Annotated in this window: 16 protein-coding genes; 13 read left to right on the forward strand and 3 right to left on the reverse strand. The window is 73.2% G+C overall.

From position 1 onward, the window contains the following. Nucleotides 1–4: 4 nt before the first annotated feature. Together ACYQ77_RS14875 and ACYQ77_RS14880 are read left to right on the forward strand one after the other, a co-directional pair. On the forward strand, nucleotides 5–271 hold the full coding sequence (locus ACYQ77_RS14875; protein WP_459711461.1) for a hypothetical protein: 267 nt from the start codon (nucleotides 5–7) through the stop codon (nucleotides 269–271). Nucleotides 272–493: 222 nt separating this feature from the next. Continuing rightward, a complete protein-coding gene (locus ACYQ77_RS14880) occupies nucleotides 494–1,015 on the forward strand; it encodes a carboxymuconolactone decarboxylase family protein (RefSeq protein WP_459711463.1) in 522 nt (173 codons plus the stop codon). Here ACYQ77_RS14880 and ACYQ77_RS14885 read toward each other — a convergent pair. Further along, nucleotides 977–2,968 carry a sigma-70 family RNA polymerase sigma factor gene (locus ACYQ77_RS14885; RefSeq protein ID WP_459711465.1) on the reverse strand — a complete coding sequence of 664 codons (1,992 nt, stop codon included), beginning with the start codon at nucleotides 2,966–2,968 and terminating at the stop codon, nucleotides 977–979. The two genes, ACYQ77_RS14880 and ACYQ77_RS14885, sit on opposite strands and share 39 nt — an antisense overlap. Before the next feature lie 2 nt (nucleotides 2,969–2,970). Then, nucleotides 2,971–3,291: a YciI family protein gene (locus ACYQ77_RS14890; protein WP_459711468.1), complete on the reverse strand. Its 321-nt coding sequence runs from the start codon at nucleotides 3,289–3,291 to the stop codon at nucleotides 2,971–2,973. 563 nt (nucleotides 3,292–3,854) lie between these two features. Between ACYQ77_RS14890 and ACYQ77_RS14895 the strand changes: the two genes are divergently transcribed. The 8 genes from ACYQ77_RS14895 to ACYQ77_RS14930 all read left to right on the forward strand — a co-directional run bounded on the left by ACYQ77_RS14895 (nucleotide 3,855) and on the right by ACYQ77_RS14930 (nucleotide 10,846). Beyond that, complete coding sequence (locus ACYQ77_RS14895; protein WP_459711469.1) at nucleotides 3,855–5,036, forward strand: hypothetical protein; 1,182 nt, start codon at nucleotides 3,855–3,857, stop codon at nucleotides 5,034–5,036. Between the two features lie 14 nt (nucleotides 5,037–5,050). Continuing rightward, nucleotides 5,051–7,159 carry a tetratricopeptide repeat protein gene (locus ACYQ77_RS14900; RefSeq protein ID WP_459711471.1) on the forward strand — a complete coding sequence of 703 codons (2,109 nt, stop codon included), beginning with the start codon at nucleotides 5,051–5,053 and terminating at the stop codon, nucleotides 7,157–7,159. Continuing rightward, nucleotides 7,156–7,653, forward strand: a complete 498-nt coding sequence (locus ACYQ77_RS14905; RefSeq protein WP_459711473.1) for a flavin reductase family protein — start codon at nucleotides 7,156–7,158, stop codon at nucleotides 7,651–7,653. Before ACYQ77_RS14900 ends, ACYQ77_RS14905 begins: the two co-directional genes overlap by 4 nt. A gap of 66 nt (nucleotides 7,654–7,719) precedes the next feature. Further along, nucleotides 7,720–8,640 (forward strand): LysR family transcriptional regulator, encoded by a 921-nt coding sequence (locus ACYQ77_RS14910; RefSeq protein WP_459711476.1) that lies wholly within the window; start codon nucleotides 7,720–7,722, stop codon nucleotides 8,638–8,640. Nucleotides 8,641–8,742: 102 nt separating this feature from the next. Next, nucleotides 8,743–9,339: a dihydrofolate reductase family protein gene (locus ACYQ77_RS14915; RefSeq protein WP_459711478.1), complete on the forward strand. Its 597-nt coding sequence runs from the start codon at nucleotides 8,743–8,745 to the stop codon at nucleotides 9,337–9,339. Between the two features lie 111 nt (nucleotides 9,340–9,450). Further along, nucleotides 9,451–10,308, forward strand: a complete 858-nt coding sequence (locus ACYQ77_RS14920) for an NmrA family NAD(P)-binding protein (protein ID WP_459711480.1) — start codon at nucleotides 9,451–9,453, stop codon at nucleotides 10,306–10,308. Between the two features lie 111 nt (nucleotides 10,309–10,419). Next, nucleotides 10,420–10,725 carry a tetratricopeptide repeat protein gene (locus tag ACYQ77_RS14925; RefSeq protein ID WP_459711482.1) on the forward strand — a complete coding sequence of 102 codons (306 nt, stop codon included), beginning with the start codon at nucleotides 10,420–10,422 and terminating at the stop codon, nucleotides 10,723–10,725. Further along, nucleotides 10,700–10,846 carry a tetratricopeptide repeat protein gene (locus ACYQ77_RS14930; RefSeq protein WP_459711484.1) on the forward strand — a complete coding sequence of 49 codons (147 nt, stop codon included), beginning with the start codon at nucleotides 10,700–10,702 and terminating at the stop codon, nucleotides 10,844–10,846. Before ACYQ77_RS14925 ends, ACYQ77_RS14930 begins: the two co-directional genes overlap by 26 nt. 16 nt (nucleotides 10,847–10,862) lie before the next feature. On the opposite strand, the gene ACYQ77_RS14935 is transcribed toward ACYQ77_RS14930, so the two are convergent. After that, nucleotides 10,863–13,889 (reverse strand): VWD domain-containing protein, encoded by a 3,027-nt coding sequence (locus ACYQ77_RS14935; RefSeq protein ID WP_459711486.1) that lies wholly within the window; start codon nucleotides 13,887–13,889, stop codon nucleotides 10,863–10,865. A 139-nt stretch (nucleotides 13,890–14,028) separates the two neighbouring features. On the opposite strand from ACYQ77_RS14935, the gene ACYQ77_RS14940 reads away from it, so the two are divergent. From ACYQ77_RS14940 to ACYQ77_RS14950, 3 genes are all read left to right on the forward strand, one after another. Beyond that, a complete protein-coding gene (locus tag ACYQ77_RS14940) occupies nucleotides 14,029–14,640 on the forward strand; it encodes a transglycosylase SLT domain-containing protein (protein WP_459711488.1) in 612 nt (203 codons plus the stop codon). A gap of 90 nt (nucleotides 14,641–14,730) precedes the next feature. Next, the gene (locus ACYQ77_RS14945; protein ID WP_459711490.1) at nucleotides 14,731–14,967 is read left to right on the forward strand and encodes a hypothetical protein; all 237 of its coding nucleotides are present in this window, start codon (nucleotides 14,731–14,733) and stop codon (nucleotides 14,965–14,967) included. A gap of 800 nt (nucleotides 14,968–15,767) precedes the next feature. Beyond that, on the forward strand, nucleotides 15,768–20,618 hold the full coding sequence (locus tag ACYQ77_RS14950) for an amino acid adenylation domain-containing protein (protein ID WP_459711492.1): 4,851 nt from the start codon (nucleotides 15,768–15,770) through the stop codon (nucleotides 20,616–20,618). Nucleotides 20,619–20,624 lie beyond the last annotated feature (6 nt).

Genomic DNA, 20,624 nt, shown 5'->3' on the forward strand with positions numbered 1-20,624 from the left:
GGACATGGCTTGGCTGGGGACCATCTCCCGTACCGACGCGGACGGTGCGCTCGCGGAGACGTACGCGATGATGGCCGCCCGGCCGATCCCGGACGTGTACGTGCCACCGCACGGCGACGCGCCCGGGATCATCCGCGCGCACAGCCTCGACGCGGAGCTGATGCGGCGCACGTTCGCGATTTCCGGTTCCCTGCACGGCACCGCGCTCGGGTGGGCGGATCGGGAGCTGGTCAGCAGCGTCACCTCCCGCACCAACGAGTGCTTCTATTGAACGTCGGCTCACGCAGAGTTTCTGCGTGTCGCCAGCGGTGATGCCGCACTGCCCGAGAGCGTTCTCAAGGGCGACAACCATCTGCTGCCCGCGCGCGGCGCCGCGCTGGCGCGGTTCGCGCAGGACCTGACCGCGCGGCCGTGGTCGATCACCCGCGACCACACCGCATCCCTTGCGGCACACGGCATCGAGGGCGCCGGGCTGGAGTCCGCGGTCGCCGTCGTGGCGATGTTCAACTACCTGACCCGGGTCGCCGACGCGTCCGGCATCGAGTTCGACTACGCCTCCCCGCTGCCCGTCTTCGAACCGGAACGCGACCGCGACCCCGCGCCACGACCGGACCGCGCGTCGTGGCCGGTGATCGCAGCCGAGTACCGCACGCTCCCCGCCTACCCGGCGACGAGCGAGGCCTGGCGGCGGTGGCACGAGTACGTCTTCGACTCCGGCGAACCGCTGAACCGGCGTGATCGGCGGGTGCTGGCGCGCGCCGCCGCGGAGGAGACCTGCGACCTGGCTCGCGCCGACGAGCTCGCCGGGTACGCACCGCGCGACGACCGCGAGGAGCTGTTGACCGCGTTCGCCAGCAAACTCAGCCGAAGCCCGTGGCGGATGCGCCCCGCCGACCTCCAGGGGCTGCGTGACCTCGGCTACCCGGAACCCGCGCTGCTCCACGCGATCTCGGTGGTGGCGCTGCAGAACGCCGAGTCACGTCTGGCGATGGGACGCGCCCTGACCGCCCGGTGACCCGCCCTGGTCGCGGAGCTGCCGGAGCGTGAAGCCGGCGCCGGACGGGTCGAGCGTTCGCGTGTGCCGCTTGAACAGGTACTCGGCGCGCTCGTAGGAGAGCCGGCCGCGGCCGGTGTGCGGGCAGCGGTCGCCGGGCGCCACGACCCGGGACGGTCCGGGACGCCGGTCCGCGAGGAAGAGCGGCCCGCGGTCGCGGCCCGCGACGAGCTCCGGCAGCAGCCGGGCGGTGCGGGCGCGCCAGCTCACCCACGCGCCGCGCCCGCGCGCTCGCCGGTCGTCCAGGTCGAGGTGCTCGACGTCGAGCGCGAGCACGGCGCTGACCGCGGCCCCCGACTCGTGCAGCAGCGACCACAGCACGCGTTCCCGCAGCGGGACCTGCTGCGCACCCCAGAGCCGGTCGAGGAGCGCGGGCGGGATCGCCGGGATGGGCGCGGTGACCTCGTCGCGCCGGGCGAGGCCCGCGTCCAGGCCGGGCAGCGCGGCCCAGGCGCCGAACGACCGGATCGCCGCCCGGTGCCGGTTCCAGGTCCGCGCCGCGGCGTCCGACCACGCGGTGGTGAACACCCGCGCGACCTCGTCGGCGGTCAGCGCGGACAGCGGCAGCTCGTCACCGAGGGAACGGCGCAACCGCCGCATCGTCTGCCCGTACGAGCGGACCGTGGCCGGGCCGAGGTCGGCGCGCCCCAGGAACTCCCGCACCGCCCCCGCCAGGGTGGGCACGTCCGGTGCCGCACCGGCGGCGGCCCTGCCGAGCAGGTAGTCGCGCTCGGCGTGGTTGCGGGTCAGCGTCGCCGCCCGCCGGAACTCGCGCCGGGCCTCGTCCACGCGTCCCGCCCTGGCCAGCAGGTCGCCGCGGACACCGGGCAGCAGGTGGTAGTCGCGCAGGGCGGGGTCGTCGGCGAGCGCGTCGAGTGCGGCGAGCCCGGCGTCCGGCCCGTCCGCGCGGCCGGTCGCGACCGCCCGGTTGAGCCGGACGACCGGCGTCGGCAGCACGCCCTCCAGCGCGCCGTACAGCGCGGCGATCCGCGCCCAGTCGGTGTCCCGCGCGGTGCGGGCCTGGGCGTGGCAGGCGGCGATCGCGGCCTGCAGCACGTACGGTCCCGGCGGCCCGCCGAGGTCGCGGGCGCGCAGCAGCGCGGCGAACCCGCGCTGGATGAGCAGGTGGTCCCAGCGGCCGCGGTCCTGCTCGTCGAGCGGGACCGGCACGCCGGACGGCCCGGTCCGCGCGGCGGCGCGGGAGGCCTGGATCTCCATCAGCGCCACCAGGCCGTGGACCTCGCCCTCCCCCGGCGCCAGCTCGGCCAGCAGCCGCCCGAGCCGCAGCGCCTGGGCGCTGAGCTCGGGCCGGAGCAGGCCATCGCCCTCGGTCGCCGTGTAGCCCTCGTTGAAGATCAGGTACACGACCTCGAGCACCGACGACAGCCGCTCGGCCAGCTCGGCGCCCGCAGGCAGGTCGAACGCGACCTGCTGCTCGGCGAGGGTGCGCTTGGCCGCCGCGACCCGCTGCCGGACGGCCTGCTCGGTGGTCAGGAACGCCCTGGCGATCTCCGCCGCGGTCAGCCCGCCGAGCAGGCGCAGGGTGAGGGCGACCCGGGCGGGCGTGGGCAGCACCGGGTGGCAGGACAGGAACATCAGCCGCAGGACGTCGTCCCGTTCGCCGGCCGGCTCGTCGGCGGCCGATTCGCCGAGGTCCTCCTCGACGTCGACGCGCCGCGCCCGCCGCAGGTGGTCGATCGCGCGGCGCTTCGCCACGGCGGTCAGCCAGGCGCCGGGGTTGCCGGGCACCCCCTCGGCCGGCCACTGGGACAGGGCCGCGACCAGGGCGTCCTGGGCCAGTTCCTCGGCGAGCCCGACGTCGTGGACGAGCCGGGTCAGCCCGGCGACGATCCGGGCCGACTCGAGCTTCCAGACCGCCTCGACGGTCCGGGTGACGTCCACGGGTCCGGCCACGATCAGCCGAACACCTGCTGGATGACGGTCGTGCCGTCCCCGCCGATCGCGGCGGCCCGCCGGGCCAGCTCGACCGCCTCCTCGCGGGAGTTCACCTCGACGAGCGCGAACCCGCCCGCGGCCTCCTTGGCCTCGGCGAACGGCCCGTCGGTGACCGTGCACTCGCCGCGCAGGCTGGTGACGTGGACACCGCCGGTCTCCAGTCCCCCGGCGGCCAGCAGGACGCCCGAGGCGGACAACTCCGCGATGAACTCGTCCATCTCCTCGTACTGCCGCTCGGTGGGGGTGCTGCCGTCGCCGAACGTCGTCATCAGGTAGCGCACGGGGTTCTCCTTCGCTCGAACTTCGCGGCGGGTGCCGTGCCCTGTCGTCGACTGACCCCAGCGGCAGGGAACCGTAGCATTCCCTGTCACATCGCCGCTCCGATTCCGGTGCGACGATGCACGGGCGCCGGCGCGCCCAGCGCCGAATATTTCGTCCGGATTCGGCGGGTTCGGTCCGACCGAATGGCGCTGCGCGCCATGACTGGACGGGTCAACATTCTGCCCCGCTCGGGCGATCATCAACTTTTACAAAGTATTTTCGCGTCACTCTTTCGGACGCTTGCAGCATTCTCGGGCAGGTGTGAGAGTTGTCCACCGGTGCGAGGTTCCGCGAAACGGCATCCGGAGGTCGGCGGGCTCTCTACCGTCCATTTCTCATCTATCTGGGAGGAATTTCCATGAAGAAGAAGATCAAGGTGCGCAAGGCCGGCACGGTCCGCCTGACCTCCGCCGCGACGCTGTACGACTGCGGCTGCGCGGTCAGCTGAAAAATGCCGGTCCGGCCCGCCGTCGCGGGCCGGACCGGCGTTTCGGACCCCTTTTCCGGAATTCCGAGGTGCCGCATGACCACCGCCGCGCGTGATCTGACCAGGCCGTTGCCGTTCCACTACCTGACCTTCCTCGACGACGGCGACGAGGTCACCGTCGGGCGGCCCGACATCGAGTCCTACTGCGTGCTGCCGACCGATGGCGCAGCGCTGTTGCGCAAACTCGTCGATGGCGTTCCGCCGGACGCCGCAGCGGCGTGGTACGCGCGGGAATACGGCGAACCAGTCGACCTGGACGAATTCCTCGAAATTCTCGACGAGTTCGATTTCCTCGCCACTTCCGAATCGGCGCGGACGTCGGCGCCCCGAATACGGTGGCGACGGCTCGGCATTGCCCTGTTCTCCCCAGCCGCGTGGGTGGTGTACGGCGCCGTGGCGGCAATCGCGGTGTTCGTGGTGGTGCGCGACCCGAATCTCGCGCCGCACTACCGGAACCTCTTTTTCACCGATTCGCTCGTGGTGCTGCAACTCGGCGTCTTCTTCGGGCAGATACCGCTCATCCTGGTGCACGAGGCGGCGCACGCGCTCGCGGGCAGGCGGCTCGGGCTCAACTCCAGCCTGCGCATCGGCCGCCGGTTCTACTTCCTCGTTTTCGAAACCTCGCTGGACGGTCTGGTCACGGTGCCGCGCCGCCGCAGGTACCTGCCGATCCTCGCGGGCGTGCTCGCCGACGGCCTGGTCATCGCCCTGCTCACCACCACGGCCGCGCTCACCGGCGCCGGGTCCGGGGTCGGACGGGTGTGCCTCGCCTTCGCGTTCGTCACCGTCCTGCGCGTGGTGTGGCAGTCGTACCTGTTCCTGCGCACCGACCTCTACTACCTCACGACGACGGTGCTCGGCTGCGACGACCTGCAGGCCGCCGCGGGCGGGATGCTCCGCAACCGGGTCAACCGCCTGCTCGGCCGCCGGTCGCGGCTGGTCGACGAGACCGTGTGGCCCGCCAGGGACCGGGCCGTCGCCCGGTGGTACTCGTGGCTGCTCGTCGCGGGCTACGGGTTCCTCGTCGGCACGCTCGTGCTCGCCGTGCTCCCCGCCATGCTGACGATGCTCGGCATCGTCATCGACCGCGCACAGGGCGACCCGACCGCGCTCGGTCTCCTCGACGCCGTCGTGTTCCTCGTCCTCAGCGTCGGCCAGTTCGTCTTCGCCGGCGTCCTCGCCCACCGCAACCGGCGCCGTCGCGGTCTCGCCGCCTGACTCCTGGAGGAGACATGTCCCCCGCTCGCCACCACTGGATCCGCCTCCCGGAGCCGGTCGCGCCGGAGCTGCTCGACGACGTCGTCGCCGGGTTCGCGCCCGAGGACACCCGGCTGGTCGCGCCGGTCAGCGCGCACCGCGGGCTGCGCGGGCCCTACACCGCCGCCGGCACCGTCATGCGGGCGGTCGTGCCGAGGGCGTGGCAGGCGCGGCCCGAGGTGGTGGACCGCCACCAGATCGAACTGCTGTCGGTGGCGCCGGAACTCGGCACCCTCGTCGCGGCCACCCGGCAGACGCTCACGTCGCTTGCGGTGCCGAAGGAACGCACGCGGTTCTACTCGCGCATGCGCACGCAACGCCTCAGCCACGGGCTCACCGAGTTCCTCGAGCGCGACCTGCGCGCGGCGGGCACGCGGGGCGCGACGCTGGTCGTCCACGCCGCGCAGGCCGCGGACACCACCGACGCCGAGTTCCTGGCGATCGCGTTGCGGCGCCTCGACCCCGGCCTGCTGTCGCTGGTGGTCGTGAGCGTCGGCGACGACGTGCCGGACCCGCTCGGCCCGGCGCTGCGCGCGTACGCGAGCCGCGCCGACGTCGCGTCCCCGGCCGAGGAACCCGGCAGCGGGCAGGACGACCTCGCCCTCGCCACCCGGTACGTCGAGTCGGACGGCACGCTGGACCTGCCGCATGTCGTCGCCGCGTACCACCGGCTGCCCGACGACGTGCGCGCCGGGCTGCACGACCGGCGGGCCGCCGAGCTCGAGGCACGCGCCGAGGCGACCCTGGCGCTCGGCGCCATCCCGTACCACCGCGAGCACGGCTCCGATCCCGCCGGCGCGGGCGGCGACGCGCTCCTCCACGCGGTCGACCACTGCGTGGACATGGGGTACTACCACGCCACGATCGAGCTCGCGGCGCGCGGACGCGCGGTCGTCGACTGGCACGCGCGGGTCGACCACTGGTGGGCGTACACCACGAAGACCACGGTGTCGCTCGCCGCGCTCGGCCGCGCCGAGGAGGCGGCGGCGCTCTACGCCGAGACCATCGCGTTCACCGACAACCCCAAGGTGCACATGCAGGCCGCCTACGCGACCGGCATGATCTACACCCGCCACCACGAACCGGCCAAGCGCGACCACCTGCGCGCCAAGGGCCTGCTCAACCAGGCGATCGCGCTCGCGAAGCTGTTGTTCGACGGCGGCGAGCGCGCGTTCCGGGTGGTGTTCAACCGCAACGGGCTCGCGCTGGTCGAGGCGCACCTCGGCAACCTGCCGGAGGCGCTGCGGCTGGTGTCCGAAGGCCTCGAGCTGCTCGACGCCGAGCTGGAACTGCACGAGCACCGGCTGCACCGGTCGGTGCTGGTGCACAACAAGGCGTCCGTCCTCGTCGGCCTCGGCAGGCTCGACGAGGCGGTCGCGGCCTACGACGCGGTCATCGCCGTCGACCCGAACTACCCCGACTACTACCTCGACCGCGGCAACGCGCTGCACCGCCTCGGCCGCGACGACGAGGCGCTCGCCGACTACGAGACGGCGATCCGGCTGGGCCCGCCGTTCCCGGAGGCGGAGTACAACCGGGCGGAGATCCTGCAGGAGCGCGGCGAGGTGGACGAGGCGCTCGCCGCCCTGGACTACGTGCTCGTGCTCGAACCGGACATGGTGGACGCACACGTCAACAAGGCCGGGCTGCTGCTGGACGAAGGCAGGCTGGCCGAGGCGGAGGCGGCAGCGCTGGCCGGGCTCGCGCTCGACGCCGAGAACGCGTACCTGCGCACGGTGCTCGGCCAGGTGCACGCCGAACACGACCGCCACGACGAGGCCCGCGCCGAGCTCGACCGCGCGCTCGCGGCGGCGCCGGACCTGGTGAGCGCGCTCGTGGCGCGGGCGTCGGTGGCCTACGAGGTGGGCGACACGGCAGCGGCGCTCGCCGACCTCGACCGTGCCGTCGACCTCTCCCCCGAGGATCCCGCGATCCGCTACAACCGCGCGCACGCCCTGCGGAGCGTCGACCGCGACGCCGACGCGCTCACCGACCTCACCGCCGCCGCGGACCTGGCCCCGGACGACGAGGACATCGCCGAGGCGCTGCGCGACCTGCGCCCGGCCGGGGCCCCGGTGGGATGACGAGCACCGTGCCGCGGCGGGCCGCGGCCGAGTTCCGTTCGGTGCTCGGCCGCGTCCCGACCGGTGTCCTGGTGGTCACCACCGTGACGCCCGCCGGCCAGCTCGCGAGGACGGCGAACAGCTTCACCTCGGTGTCGCTCGACCCGCCGCTGGTGTCGGTGTGCTTCGGCGTGCGGTCCCCGTTCACCGCGCGGTTGCGCGCCGCGGGCGAGTGGGCGGTGTCGGTGCTCGCCGCCGACCAGCAGCACCTCTCCCGCCGCTTCGCCGACCCGGCGACGGCAGGCGACCTGACCGGCGTCCCGCACGAGCCGGGGCCGCACACGGGCGCGGCGCTGCTCACCACGTCCCTGGCGGGGCTGGAGTGCCGGACCGTCGCCGCCCACCCCGCCGGTGACCACGTCCTGTTCATCGGCGAGGTGCTCGGCATGCACGTCCACCGCGACGCCCGTCCCCTGCTGTTCCACCGCGGCGGCTACCACCAAGGGCCGCCGTGAGCACGCCGGATCGATAACCTGGCTGTTATCGTGACGCCAGGGGCGGGTCGCGTCGGAGGGTTGTCGGTGGAGCTGCGGGACATCGAGATCTTCCTGACGCTCGCGGAGGAACTGCACTTCGGGCGCACGGCGGAACGCCTGCACGTGTCCCAGGCCCGGGTGAGTCAGGCGATCAAGGCGCAGGAGCGCCGGATCGGTGCGGCGTTGTTCGACCGCAGCAGCCGCGCGGTGGCGCTGACGCCGCTCGGTGCGCAGCTGCGGGACGACCTGCGGTCCGGTTACGACGCGATCCGCGCGGGCGTCGCGAAGGCCACCGAGGCGGCGCGCGGGATGACGGGCACCGTGCGGGTGGGTGTCATGGGCGCGGTGGGGCACGAGATCCGCGACGTCGTCGACGCGTTCCGCGGCCGGTACCCGGGCTGCGAGAGCGTGTTCCGGGAGATCCACTTCAGCGATCCGTTCACCGCGGTGCGCGGCGGGGAGATCGACCTGGCGCTGCTGTGGCGGCCGGTGCGGGAACCGGACCTGGTCGAGGGCCCGGTGCTGCTGACCGAGGGCCGCGTGCTCGCGGTGCCGACCGGACACGAGCTCGCCGGCCGGTCGTCGGTGTCCATCGAGGACTTCGCGGACCGGGTCTTCGTCGACGCCGGCCCACGGCTGCCCGGCTACTGGTACGAGGCCATGGCGCCGACGCACACACCCAGTGGCAGGCCCATCCGCCGCGGTCCACAGGCCACCACCTTCCACGAGTTGCTCACGATGGTCGCCGCCGGCGAGTGCCTCACGCCGCTGAACGAGCACGTGCTGCGGTACTACTCGCACCCGGGGGTGGTCTTCCTGCCGGTCCACGACGCGCAGGCCACCGAGTGGGCCCTGGTGTGGCGCGACGACGCGCTGCCGCCCAGGGTCCGCGGCTTCGTCGACGTCGCGACCGAGCTGGGCCCCCGGCGGTTCGGCCGGACCAGGCCGCACCGCCCCGCCCGATAACGCCGCTGTTATCGCTCGTGCGGGAAATCGCGGTTGATCCGCCCGATTCCTCAGTGGAGGGTGGGGTGCCACCACCGGACGGTGGCAGACCACGGAGGACGCATGCGCACGCTGACCTACTACATCGCCACCAGCATCGACGGGTACATCGCAGAACCCGACGGCGCCGACCCCTCCGCGAGCCTGTTCACCGTCGGCGAGGACTACCTGGCCCACGTCGTCGCGCACTACCCGGAGACCCTGCCGACACCCGCCCGCCACGCGCTCGGCGTCACCGACCCGGGCACGCGCTTCGACACCGTGCTGGAAGGCAGGCGCTCCTACCAGGTCGGCCTGGCCGCGGGCGTCACCAACGCGTACGCGCACCTGCGGCACCTGGTCTTCTCCCGCACCCTCGGCAAGAGCCCCGACCCCGGCGTGGACGTCGTGGCGGCGGACCCGGTGGACACGGTCCGGCGGCTCAAGAACGAGGACGGCCGCGGCATCTGGCTCGTCGGCGGCGCCGAACTGGCCGGCGCGCTCTACCACGAGATCGACGAACTCGTCCTCAAGGTCAACCCGGTCACCGCGGGCACCGGCATCCCGCTGTTCGCGGGGAAGAACGAGCCGGGCCGCCGCCGGTTCACCCGGTCGGACCACGTGACCCTCGACAGCGGCGTCACCTTCCTCACCTACACCGCCGCCGAGGGCCCGGCCTGACCCGGGTCACGTCCGGTTCGCCGGGGGCCGCCCCTGCGTGACGAGTGTGGCGACCGGACCTCCCCGAGGCGCATAGTCCGGTGATCCGGACATCCACGCGGGAGGGTCGTGATGGACGATCGGCTGGTCGTCGTCCTCGGCGCGACGGGACGGCAGGGCGGCGCGGTCGCACGGCACCTGCTCGCCGGAGACTGGCGCGTGCGCGCGGTGACCAGGACGCCCGGGTCCGCGGCCGCGCGGGCCCTCGCCGCGGCCGGCGCCGAGGTGGTGCGCGCGGACATGGCCGACCCGGCGGGTCTCCGGCGCGCGCTCGCCGGCGCCCACGGCGTGTTCAGCGTGCAGAACCCGGTGATCAGCGGGCTCACCGGCGAGGTCACCCAGGGCAGGAACGTGGGCACCGCCGCCGCGGCGGCCGGGGCGCGGCACGTCGTGTACGGCTCGGCGGGCGTCGGCGCGCCGGGCACGGGCGTCGGCTCGTGGGACTCGAAGCTGGCCGTGCAGGCGCACCTCGAGTCCCTCGGGCTGCCGTTGACCGTCCTGCGGCCCATGGCCTACATGGAGCTGATGAGCGACAAGGCGTTCCACCCCGCGGTGGCCGTGTGGCACGTGATGCCGAAGCTGATGGTCGGCGACCGGCCCGTGCAGTGGCTGTGCCTCGACGACTTCGGCGCGGTCGTGGCACGCGTGCTGGCCGACCCCGGCCGTTACGTCGGCGCGGACCTGGCCCTGGCGTCCGACGTGCGGTCGATCGACGAGTGCCGGGCGCTGTGGCGCGAGGTCCACGGCCGCGCCCCGCGCCGCTTCCCCATGCCGGTGCGGCTGTTCGAGAAGTTCGCGGGCACGGACCTCACGACCATGTGGCGCTGGCTGCGCACCCACCCGACCGACGTGGACACCACCGTGACGACGGCGCTCGCACCCGGTGCGCGAACCGTGCGCCAGTGGCTGCTTGCCCGACGACGGGGATGAGTCCGCACAGTACGATCCCGGCGTCGTGGCTCTGACTGACGACACCGCACGGCAGGGCGTGCACAGCGTCGCGCGGCTGGGTGTCCCGGCAGCACGTCACCCCCGGACACCGTGGACCTCTCCGGCACCGGCTTCCGGATGACCGTCCCCGCGGCACACCCGGCTGGACGGGACGGCGGCGGCGCGACTGCGCGCGATCTCGACGCGGTGCGCGAGCGGCTCGGCATCGACCACACGCACACCCTGGTGCTGGCGCACAACATGGTGCTCACGCTCAACGAACACGGCCACACCGAGGCCGCGCGCGACCTGGCACGGGACACGCTCGCCCGCAGGCGCCGGGTGCTCGGCGAGGACGACTTCCGGACGCTGCGCACGGCCCGGGTTCCTGGTGAGCGTCCTGTACCAGCTCGGTGACCACGACGGCGCGCGGGCACTCGGCGCGGACACCCTCGCCCGACGGCGCCGGTCGCTGGGGCCCGCTCACCCGGAAACCACCTTCCTCGCCGACTTCCTGGCCGCGCTGCCGGACCGGTGACCCGGGCCGCCGCCGGTCAGCGGACGGTGAAGCCGTACCGGTGCGGTCGCTGGTCGCCGGTGTGGTTGAACACGACCACCGACCAGGTGCCGTCCGCGGTCAGGGTCTGCTCGCCGAGGTTCTCGCAGGCCCGGGTGCGGAGGGTGACCACGAACCCGTCCGGGCTCTCGAGACCCCAGTACAGGGGGTCGTCGTCGGTGCAGGGCACCGTCGACGTCATGGTCACCGTGTCCCCGGCGAGCCCGGCGAACCGGAACCGGTCCTCCGCGCCCGCGCCGGCCAGCGTGCCCGCGCCGCGGGGCCGCCCGTCGGCGACCGTGGCGGGGAGGGTCACGTCGAAGCGGCGGGAGCCGCCCGCCTCGAGCACGCGGAACGCGAACGGGCCGCCCTGCCCGGCGTCCGCGGCCACCGTCACCACGATCCGCCAGGTGCCTGCCGTCGCCGAGTGCCACCTGCCGACGTCCGCGCACATGCCGACCGACAGCGACTCCGTGCCATCCGGTCCGGTGACGCGCCAGTACACGGCCGCGTCCGCGGCGCACTCGGTCTCCGACGCGAAGTACAGGTCGGCCGGCCCCGCGACCGTGAACGTCTTCTCCTGCCCCGGCTCCAGCCGGTCCGGGCCGACCTTCTCCCCGACCGCGACCGTGCCCCCGCCGACCGACACGACCTCGTGCACCGCGCGGTAGCCCGCGGCGAAGGCGTCGTCGGACGTCACCGCGATGTCGTAGGCGCACTGCTGCCGCAGCACCTCGTCCGGCACACCGGCACACGCCTGCTCCGCGGCCGCTCGCTGCTCGTCGGTCGGCTCCGGCGCGGGACCGGGCATGTCGTCGCGGGTGAACGTCGCGGTCGACTGCCCGGGCCCGTAGTCGAACAGCGACCCGTCGGCCGGCACCCGCCAGCTCTTCCCGACCACGTCGTACAGCTCGCGCGTGGTGACCGACGGGTAGCGGCGGCCGGACCGGTCGGTCATCGCGGGGTTGCCGGGCACGCCCTCGAACGGGCCGAGCATCCCCCGCAGCGCGCCCTTCCGCTCCGGCGCCGGCCGGACCACCAGGTTCATGCCGTACCCGCCGATCGGCACCACCCACAACGTGGTCCCGTCCGGCCAGCGCACCGTGTAGCCACCGCCCGCCGGGGCCACGGCACCGCCCGCGGGCAGCGCCTGCTCGGCCCGGGGTGCGGCGGCGGTGCCGTCGATCCGCAGCAGCGGCCTGCCGGGCGCGGCCGTGATCGTCACCCGGTCACCAGCGACGTTCGCGGCCACCGCGGTGTTCACCGAGACGCTCAGGTTCGCCGCGCCGTCCGGGCCGCGGAACGGTTCCTGCCGCGCCTGGATCTCCAGGTCCCCGGCCGTCGAGGTGGCCAGCGTGAACTCGCCGCCCGCCTGGAAGTCGAACGTGCGCCCGTCGAAGCTCGTCAGGTGCGGATCGCCGTTGCTGCCCGCGTCGGCGGGTCCGGGGTCCCGCGGGCCGCGGCTGTGCGGATTGGCTGGCGGCGCGTGCGGGTGGGTGCCTGCCGGGGCGGCGGGCGGGGCGGGTGGCCGCCTGCGCTCGGGTGGCTTCTTGCGGCAATACTCCTCGATGGTCATCGTGTCGGTGGTGACGGCCGTGCCGGTCTCCCCGCCGGGCACGGCGAGCCACAGCGGCGCCGCCGCGCGCTGGATCTCCTCGCCCGCCCGTTCGGTGTCCCGCGGGCACACGCACTCGCCGCCGAGGCAGTAGTCGCCCTCGGTGATGTGCACGTCCTCGAAGCCGCCGCTGTCGTGCACCCGGACCGGCTGGTTGGCGGTGACGAGCACGACCGTCTCCGCGCCACCGGCCGGTGCGCCGGCGTCGACCTCGGCCACCCGCGCGTCGAACGCCGCGACCGACAGGGACCCGCCCTCCGCGGACATCCGCTCCCTCGGCGGGGTCTCACCGGACACGTCGACGCCGTGCACCTCCCACGCGTCGCCGTAGCCGGGGTTGCGCAGGAAGCTCGACGCCCACGTGTCGTAGACGTCGTCGCGGTCGCCGCCCGCGGTGACGTACGCGGGGACGTCACCGTCGGCCTGCGTCCAGATCGTGCGGAACACCGCCCACGGGTCGTGCCCGGTGTGCTGGAGGTGGAACCACCAGCCCATCGCGGTGTAGGTCCTGGTGAACAGCGGCACCGGGGTGGTGAGGTACAGCGCCCAGTTGCCCGCCGCCGACTTCTTCGCGTAGTCGATGCCGCCGAACTCCGCGCCACCCTCGATGATCCACCGCGGCGCGGCCCGCGCCGCGGCGAGGTTCGGGTACGCGAAGCCCTGGTAGCAGTGCATCAGCTCGTGCGCGATCGTCGTCGTCGCCGCGGCGGGCACACCACCGCCGACCCCGCGCCACAGCGACGGCGGCAGGTACATCAGGCACCGGCCGGCCTTGCCGCCGTTCTCGGCGATGACGGCCCCCTCGCCGTTCTCGCCCACCGACTCGCCCTCGGCGAGCACGACCGTCCACGCGTACACCGGCGACCCGTCGTCGAAGGTGTGCTCGACGTCCACGAGGTACAGATCCGGTTTCGGGATCGTCATCCCGAGCTTCGCCCCGAGGTCGGCGACCACCTGGTCGATCCGCGGCCGCAGCACGTCCGCCGCGCGGTCCTTGTCGGACTGCCGCAACCGGGGCGGCTCACCGGGCGGCGGCGTGAGCACCGCGCCGACGGCACGCCGCTGTTCCGGTGTCAGCCGCCCCCAGCGGTTGAGCACCCACCTGATCGCGCCGCTGCCGGAGAGCCCCAGCCCGTCGGGTTCCCGCGTCCCGGCGGGCACCCGCACCCCGGGCACGTCCCCGAACAGGTACGCGAAGGCCTGCAGCGCGGGCTCGACGCCCATGGCGCCGTCGGCGTCGTTCGCCGTGGCCTCGATCCGCTGCCACACCGACTGCGCCCGCACCGCGCCCGGCTCGCCGGCCACCGTCCGGTCCCCGCCCACGACCACGACGACCGCAGCGGCCGCCACCACGCCGACCACGACCAGCGCGGCGATCCACCACCGCGTCCTCGACCCGACCCGTGCCACGGAGGGACCCTACGGGCGGCGCGGTCGCCCGGGCCCGCTCGTCCGGGACGCCCAAAAGGACGTCCGAACCGCCCGAACGTCCCCTGCCGACGGGTCCTCTGGGAGAATCCCCCGCGGGCACGCACGACGAGGAGCGGACATGAGACGGCGACACGTGGGCTTGCTGCTGGGCACGGTGTCCGCGGTGACACTCGGTGGCTGGCTGGTGCGCACGGCGGCGGCACGAGCGCACACCTCGGGCATGGCAGGCGTGGCCCCGCAAACGCCGAGCCGCGACCCCGAACAACTGGCACCGGCGGTCCACACCCACGCCGCCGCGGCCGAGGTGAACCCGGTGCTGCTGATGGCGATCCTGCTGGCGGAGGCGTACAAGCCGCACCACCCGCTGCTGGAAAGGGCGTGGCAGGCACTGCACCGCGACGCGGCACTGGGGGTGGCGAACATGCACCGGCGGACCTACGAACGCACGCGCCCCGGCCGCCCGTTCGCGGACCGGCCGTGGAAGGACCTGCCCGGCGACCCGGAACTGGCGATCCAGGCAGCGGCGTGGCACCTGCACGACCTGCGGGCACAGCTCCCGGCCGGCCCGGCCCGGTTCCCCTCCGACGAACTGCTGGCCATGGGTTACAACGCGGGAGCACGCAACATGACCCGCTTCGCACACGGCAGGCGTCCGGGACCGCAGTCCCGCGCGTACCTGGACCGGATCCGCGAATACTGGGACCGGGCGGAGAAGGCCGTGACGGCCTGACTCCCCTGCCACCACAGGCGTTCAGGTTTGCGCGCGGCCGTACGAGGTACTCGCCGACCAGTCATTCCCGTCCCCTGACAGGAGCCTGTGATGAGCGTTTCCACCGCGCCTGCCAAAACCGGTGCACGCGTCTGTTCCATCCTCGCCATCGTGTTCGGTGTCGTCGCCATCCTCTTCTTCCCCATCGTCTTCGGCCTGGCAGGCATCGTCCTGTCGATCGTCGGCTACGCGATGGGCGACAAGGCTCTGGGCAAATGGGCGATCGTGGTCTCGGTACTCGGCACGGTGCTCGGCTTCGTGCTCGGGTACATGGTCATGACAAGCTGACCCCGTCCCACTCCGGAGCCGGCGCGGCGACACCTCGTCGCCGCGCCGGCTCCGTGCTGTATCCGTCGGCGATCGCTACGCGGTGGCGGATGGCCGCTCCCTCACCACGCGGGCATGGAAGCGACGATCGTCAAGGGTCCTGGTGAAGACCTGACCGACAGTGAGGCCCCGGCGTCGACGCCGGAATGACGGGAGCGACGGGCCTCTACTACACCGAACCGCTCGGTTGCGTCTGGCGGCCGTGAGCACAGCGGGGACCGCGACATCGCGTGTTCCCACACCGCCCCGTTTCTCGTGTGGACGATCACTGCCCCGCCGGCGCACAGGCCGCGCACATTCACGCCACCGCGCGCGTGCCGCGCCCGGCGCGGACCAGTCCGCAATGGACCGTACGGCTCGTGGCGGTGGGACCAACGAGTGGAACGCCGGATGTCCGGACGGTCTAACGACCGCCTGGACACGGAACGATGTGCGCGTTCGTGCACGCACGACCGCTGTTGACAGTCGCGTTCGCGGTCGTTCATGCTGCACGACGCCCACCAGTACCGATGGGTCCATGACCAGGACGAAGGCCCCCGTCACCGAATGCGAAGACCACCGACATCGTTCGTGCTGTCCTGGCGACGGCCGTCCGCGCACCGATCACCGCCGCGTAGGCCGACCGCATCTCCCGCGTCATCGGTGACGACCAACCGGGGTATCCGTTTCACCGGCTCGGCCTATCGCGTCGAGCGGCAGAACCTCACGGTGCTGGGCAATTCCCACTCGGACCGCAAGCACATCAAGAGCGAGGTTCCACCGTGGTCGCACCGACTGACGTAACGGACGGTCTGCTGGCCGGGCAGCCGTCGGTGCTGCGTGAGTTCGACGACCGGGTGCGGGAAAACCCGGACGCACCCGCCGTTCTCACCGCCACCGGCTCGTTCGGCTACGCGCAGCTCGACGCCGCCGCGAACGCGCTCGCCGGGCGGCTGGCCGCGATGGGCGCCGTGCCGGGCCGGATCGTCGCCGTGGTCGCCGACCTCTCCCCCACGCTCGTCGCCGGGGAGCTGGCGGCGCTGAAGCTGGGGTGTCCGTTCCTGCCGCTCCTGCCGGCCGACCCGATTCCCCGCACCAGGGCGACACTGGCCGAGGCGGACGTCGTCGCGGTGGTCGCCGACCGGCACCTCGACCTGCCCGGCGTGATCGTGCCGGACCTCGCCGAGCGCTCGGCGATCGGCTTCACCCACTACGCCCATCCGGAGCAGATCGCCTACGTCATCTACACCTCGGGGTCGTCCGGACGGCCGAAGGGTGTGCAGGTTCCGCACCGCGGGCTGAGCAACACGACGACGTGGTCCGCACGCGAGTGGCAGCACGGACCGGGCGACCGGGTGGCGTTGTTCGCGAGCCCCGCGTTCGACTACAGCGTGCTGGAGATCTGGCGGACCTTGACCACCGGCGGTGCGCTGCTCGTCCCCGGCCCGGACGACCGCGGTTCCATGACCGCCTTGCGGGACTGGCTGATCCGCCGGGGCGTCACCCACTGCGCCGTGCCCACCGCCGTCGGCGAGGCTCTGGTCACACTGGACTGGCCCGCAGGCACCCCGGTTCGCGTGCTGCGCACCGGCGGGGACCGGCTCACCACGTTCACGCCGCCCGGGCTGCCGTTCCGGTTCGTCAACGAGTACGGGCCGGCCGAGTGCAGCATCGTCGCCACCTTCGGCGAGGTGCCCGCCGCGGACGCCGGTGACCGGCTGCCGTCCATCGGGTCCGCTGTGGACGGTACCGAGGTGCTCGTGCTCGACGAGCACCTCGAACCGGCGCGGGAAGGCGAGATCTACCTCGGCGGTCCCGGGCTCGCCCGCGGGTACCTCGGCAGGCCGGGCCTGACCGCGCAACGGTTCGTGCCGGATCCGCGTGGCGGCGGCGCCCGGCTCTACCGGACCGGCGACCGGGTCGAGGTGCGCGCGGACGGGCAGCTCGGCTTCCTCGGCCGCGTCGACAACCAGGTGAAGATCCGCGGGTTCCGCATCGAGCTGGGCGAGATCGAGACCGTCCTCAACGGCCACCCCCAGGTGCGCAAGGCGGCTGTGCTGGTCCGCGACGACCAGCCCGGCGACAAGGAGCTCGTCGGCTACGTCGCGCTCGAGCCGGGCGCCGAGCCGGACCTCGCCGCCTACCTGCACGCCGCGCTGCCCGAGTACATGGTGCCTGCCCGCTACGTGGTGCTGGACGAGCTGCCGGTGACCGTGAACGGCAAGGTGGACCGCAAGGCACTGCCCGCGCCGCCGAGAACCGGCCGGGACGTGACCGCGGCGGGCACCCCCACCGAGCACGCGCTGGTCCGGTCGTGGTGCGCGGAGCTGGGGGCGGACACCCTCGGCGTGCACGACGACTTCGTCGCGCTCGGCGGCCAGTCGCTGGTGGCGATGCGCATCGCCACCCGGATCGAGCAGGAGCTGGGCAAGCCCGTCCGCGCGCACCACATCCTGAGCAGCCGGACCATCGCCGCATTGGCCGAGGTCGTCGACGGTCTGCCCCGGACTACCGCCACCGCCGGGCCATTCGCCGACGAGCACGTCGTGTCCTCCGCGCAGCTCCGGCTCTGGTTCACCGAGCAACTGCAACCGGGCACGGCACGCAACACTGAGACGATGGTCTTCGGGCTCGCCGGGCCACTGGACCGGGCCACGCTGGCGGCGGTGCTGCGCGAGATCGTGCGCCGCCACGTCCCGTTGCGCACCGGTTTCACCACCCGCGCTGGGCATCCGGTGCCGTTCGTCGTCGACGACGTGCACCTCGACCTCGCCTACGTCGACGCGCCCGCCGCGCGGGACGAGACGATCGCGTCGTTCGCCGGCACCACGTTCGACCTCGAGCGCCCGCCGTTGGTCAGGTTCGGCCTGCTGCGGTCGGCGGAGGACAGGCACGAGTTGCTGTGCGCCGTGCACCACATCGCCTTCGACGGGTGGTCCGCGCGGGTGATGGTGCACGAGCTCGCCGAGCTGTACCACGCGTTCGCGGCCGGGCGCCCGTCGCCGCTGCCGCCGGTCGAGGTGTCCTACCAGGACATCGCACGCCGCCGCGCGGAGACAGCGCTGGACGAAGGGCTCGCCTACTGGCAGCGGCTTCTCGAGCCACCACCGGCACCGCAGGCGTTGCCGGTGGACCGGCCGCGACCGTCCGAACGCGGCAACGCGGGTGCCCGCATGAACCGCGTGGTGCCCGCTGACCTGTGGGACGCCGTCGAACGGCTCAGCCGCGCACGCGGCGCGACGAACTTCATGGTGCTGTTCACCGTGTTCCAGGCGGTCCTGCGGCGCTACACCGGCCAGGACGACCTGGTGACGGCGATCGCCGCGGCAGGCCGGGAGGACCCGGACTCCGCTCCGCTGGTGGGTTTCTTCGTGAACACCCTGCCGATTCGCACCGACCTGTCCGGCGATCCGACGTTCGACGAGCTGCTCGGCCGGGTGCGGGACGTGCTGCTCGCGGCGACCCGGCACAGCGAGGTGCCGTTGGAGCGCATCGTCGAACGTGTCGGCGCCGACCGCGACCTGAGCACGCACCCGTTGTTCCAGACCATGTTCGTCGTGCAGGACACGATCGCGCCGGTGACGGCGGGCGACATGACGGTCAGCCTCGGCCCCTCGTTCGACAACGGCATGGCGAAGCTCGACCTGCTGATGAACGTCAACTTCCCGTACGGCACGCCGACGTTGACCGCCGAGTACGCCACGGAGTTGTTCGACCCGGCCACGGCGGAACGGATCCTCGCGCACTACGAGGCCGCGTTGCGCGTGGTGACCGGCAACCCCGGTGTGCGGCTGTCGGAGCTCCCGCTCGGTCACGACGAGCTCGGTTCCCTCGCGCCGCGCCCGGTCGAGTGCCTGCACACGCTCGTGGCGCGGCAGGTGGCGGCCACACCGGACGCCGTCGCGGTGGAGTGCGACGGGGTCCGGCTCACCTACGCCGAGCTGGACCGGCGGGCGAACGCGGTCGCGCACCGGCTGGCCGGCCTCGGCGTCGGCCCCGACGTGCCGGTCGCCATCCACCTCCCGCGCACCCTCGACCTGGTCGCCGGCATCCTCGGCGTGCTCAAGGCGGGCGGCGCCTACCTGCCGTTGAGCCTCACGGACCCGCACGCGCGCCAGTCGACGATCCTGGCCGACGCCGGGGCATCCGTGCTGCTGACCGACGGCTCGCACCACGAAGGGATCACGCAGGCACTGTCCCATGTGGTGCACGTGGACCATGTGCCCCAGAGCGCGGACCGGCCGCCGTCGGTCGCGGTGGACGCCGAGAATCTGGCCTGCCTGCTGTACACGTCGGGCTCCACCGGCACGCCCAAGGGCTGCGCGATGCCGCACCGGGCGCTGGTGAACCTGCTGAACTGGCAGGCCACCGACGGCGGACTCGGCGAACCCGCGCGGGTTCTGCAGTTCACCGCCCTGACGTTCGACGTGTCCATCCAGGAGATCTTCGGCACCCTCGCCGTCGGTGGCACGGTGGTGATGGTCGACGACCAGGTGCGCCGGGATCCGGTGGCGTTGCTGGACTTCCTGTGCTCCGCCCGGGTCGAGCGGCTGTTCCAGCCGTTCGTGGCGCTCAACGAACTCGCCGTGACCAGCACACGCACCGCGAAGGTGCCGACTGATCTGCGGGACGTGATCACCGCGGGCGAGCAGCTGCAGGTCACCGACCACCTCGTCACGCTGTTCCGCGCCATGCCGGAGGCCAGGCTGCACAACCACTACGGGCCCACCGAGACGCATGTCGTGGTCGCGCACACCCTGCCGGAGGACCCGGCCTCCTGGCCGCCACTGCCACCGATCGGCACCCCCGTGACCGGCGTGCGCGTGCGGGTTCTCGACGCCCACGGCGCGCCCGTGCCGACCGGCGTCGTCGGCGAGCTCTGTGTCGGCGGGCACGCGGTCTGCCGCGGGTATCTGGGCAGGCCGGGCCAGACAGCGCAGCGGTTCGTGCCTGATACGGACGGCGGGCGGCTGTACCGCACCGGCGATCTCGCGCGCTGCGACGCCGACGGTGTGCTCTGGTTCGCGGGCCGCGCCGACGACCAGGTCAAGATCCGCGGCCACCGCGTCGAACTCGGTGAGATCGAGGTCGCGCTGACCGAACACCCGGCCGTCGAGGCGGCGGCCGCGGTGTACGACCGGGACACGGGCAGGCTGACCGGCTACGTGCTCGCCGAGGAGTCGGACGGGCTGGTCGCGTCGGTGCGGGAGCTGCTGACCGAGCGGCTGCCCGCGTACATGGTGCCGACGGTGATCGTGCCGGTGACCGCGCTTCCGCGTGGTGCCACGGGAAAGCTCGACCGAGCGAGCCTTCCCAAGCCCGTCGTGGCGACCACGGCGACCCCGCCGAGGACCGCACTGGAGGCGGTCGCGGTCGTCGTGTTCGCCGAGGCGCTCGACCTCGACTCGGTCGGCGTCGACGACGACTTCTTCGACCTCGGCGGGCATTCCCTGGTCGCCACCCGGCTCGTGGCGATGCTCGGGGAGGCGCTCGGCGTCACGGTGCCGGTGCGGGCACTGTTCACCCACCACACCCCGGCTGCGCTGGCGGCGTGGTTGCGCGGCGAACACGGGACGGCGGTGGACGCCGCGGCGGCGGCACTGGTCGGCGAGAGCATGGAGGACGCTCAGTGAGCGGAG

Source organism: Actinophytocola sp. KF-1 (assembly GCF_054661535.1).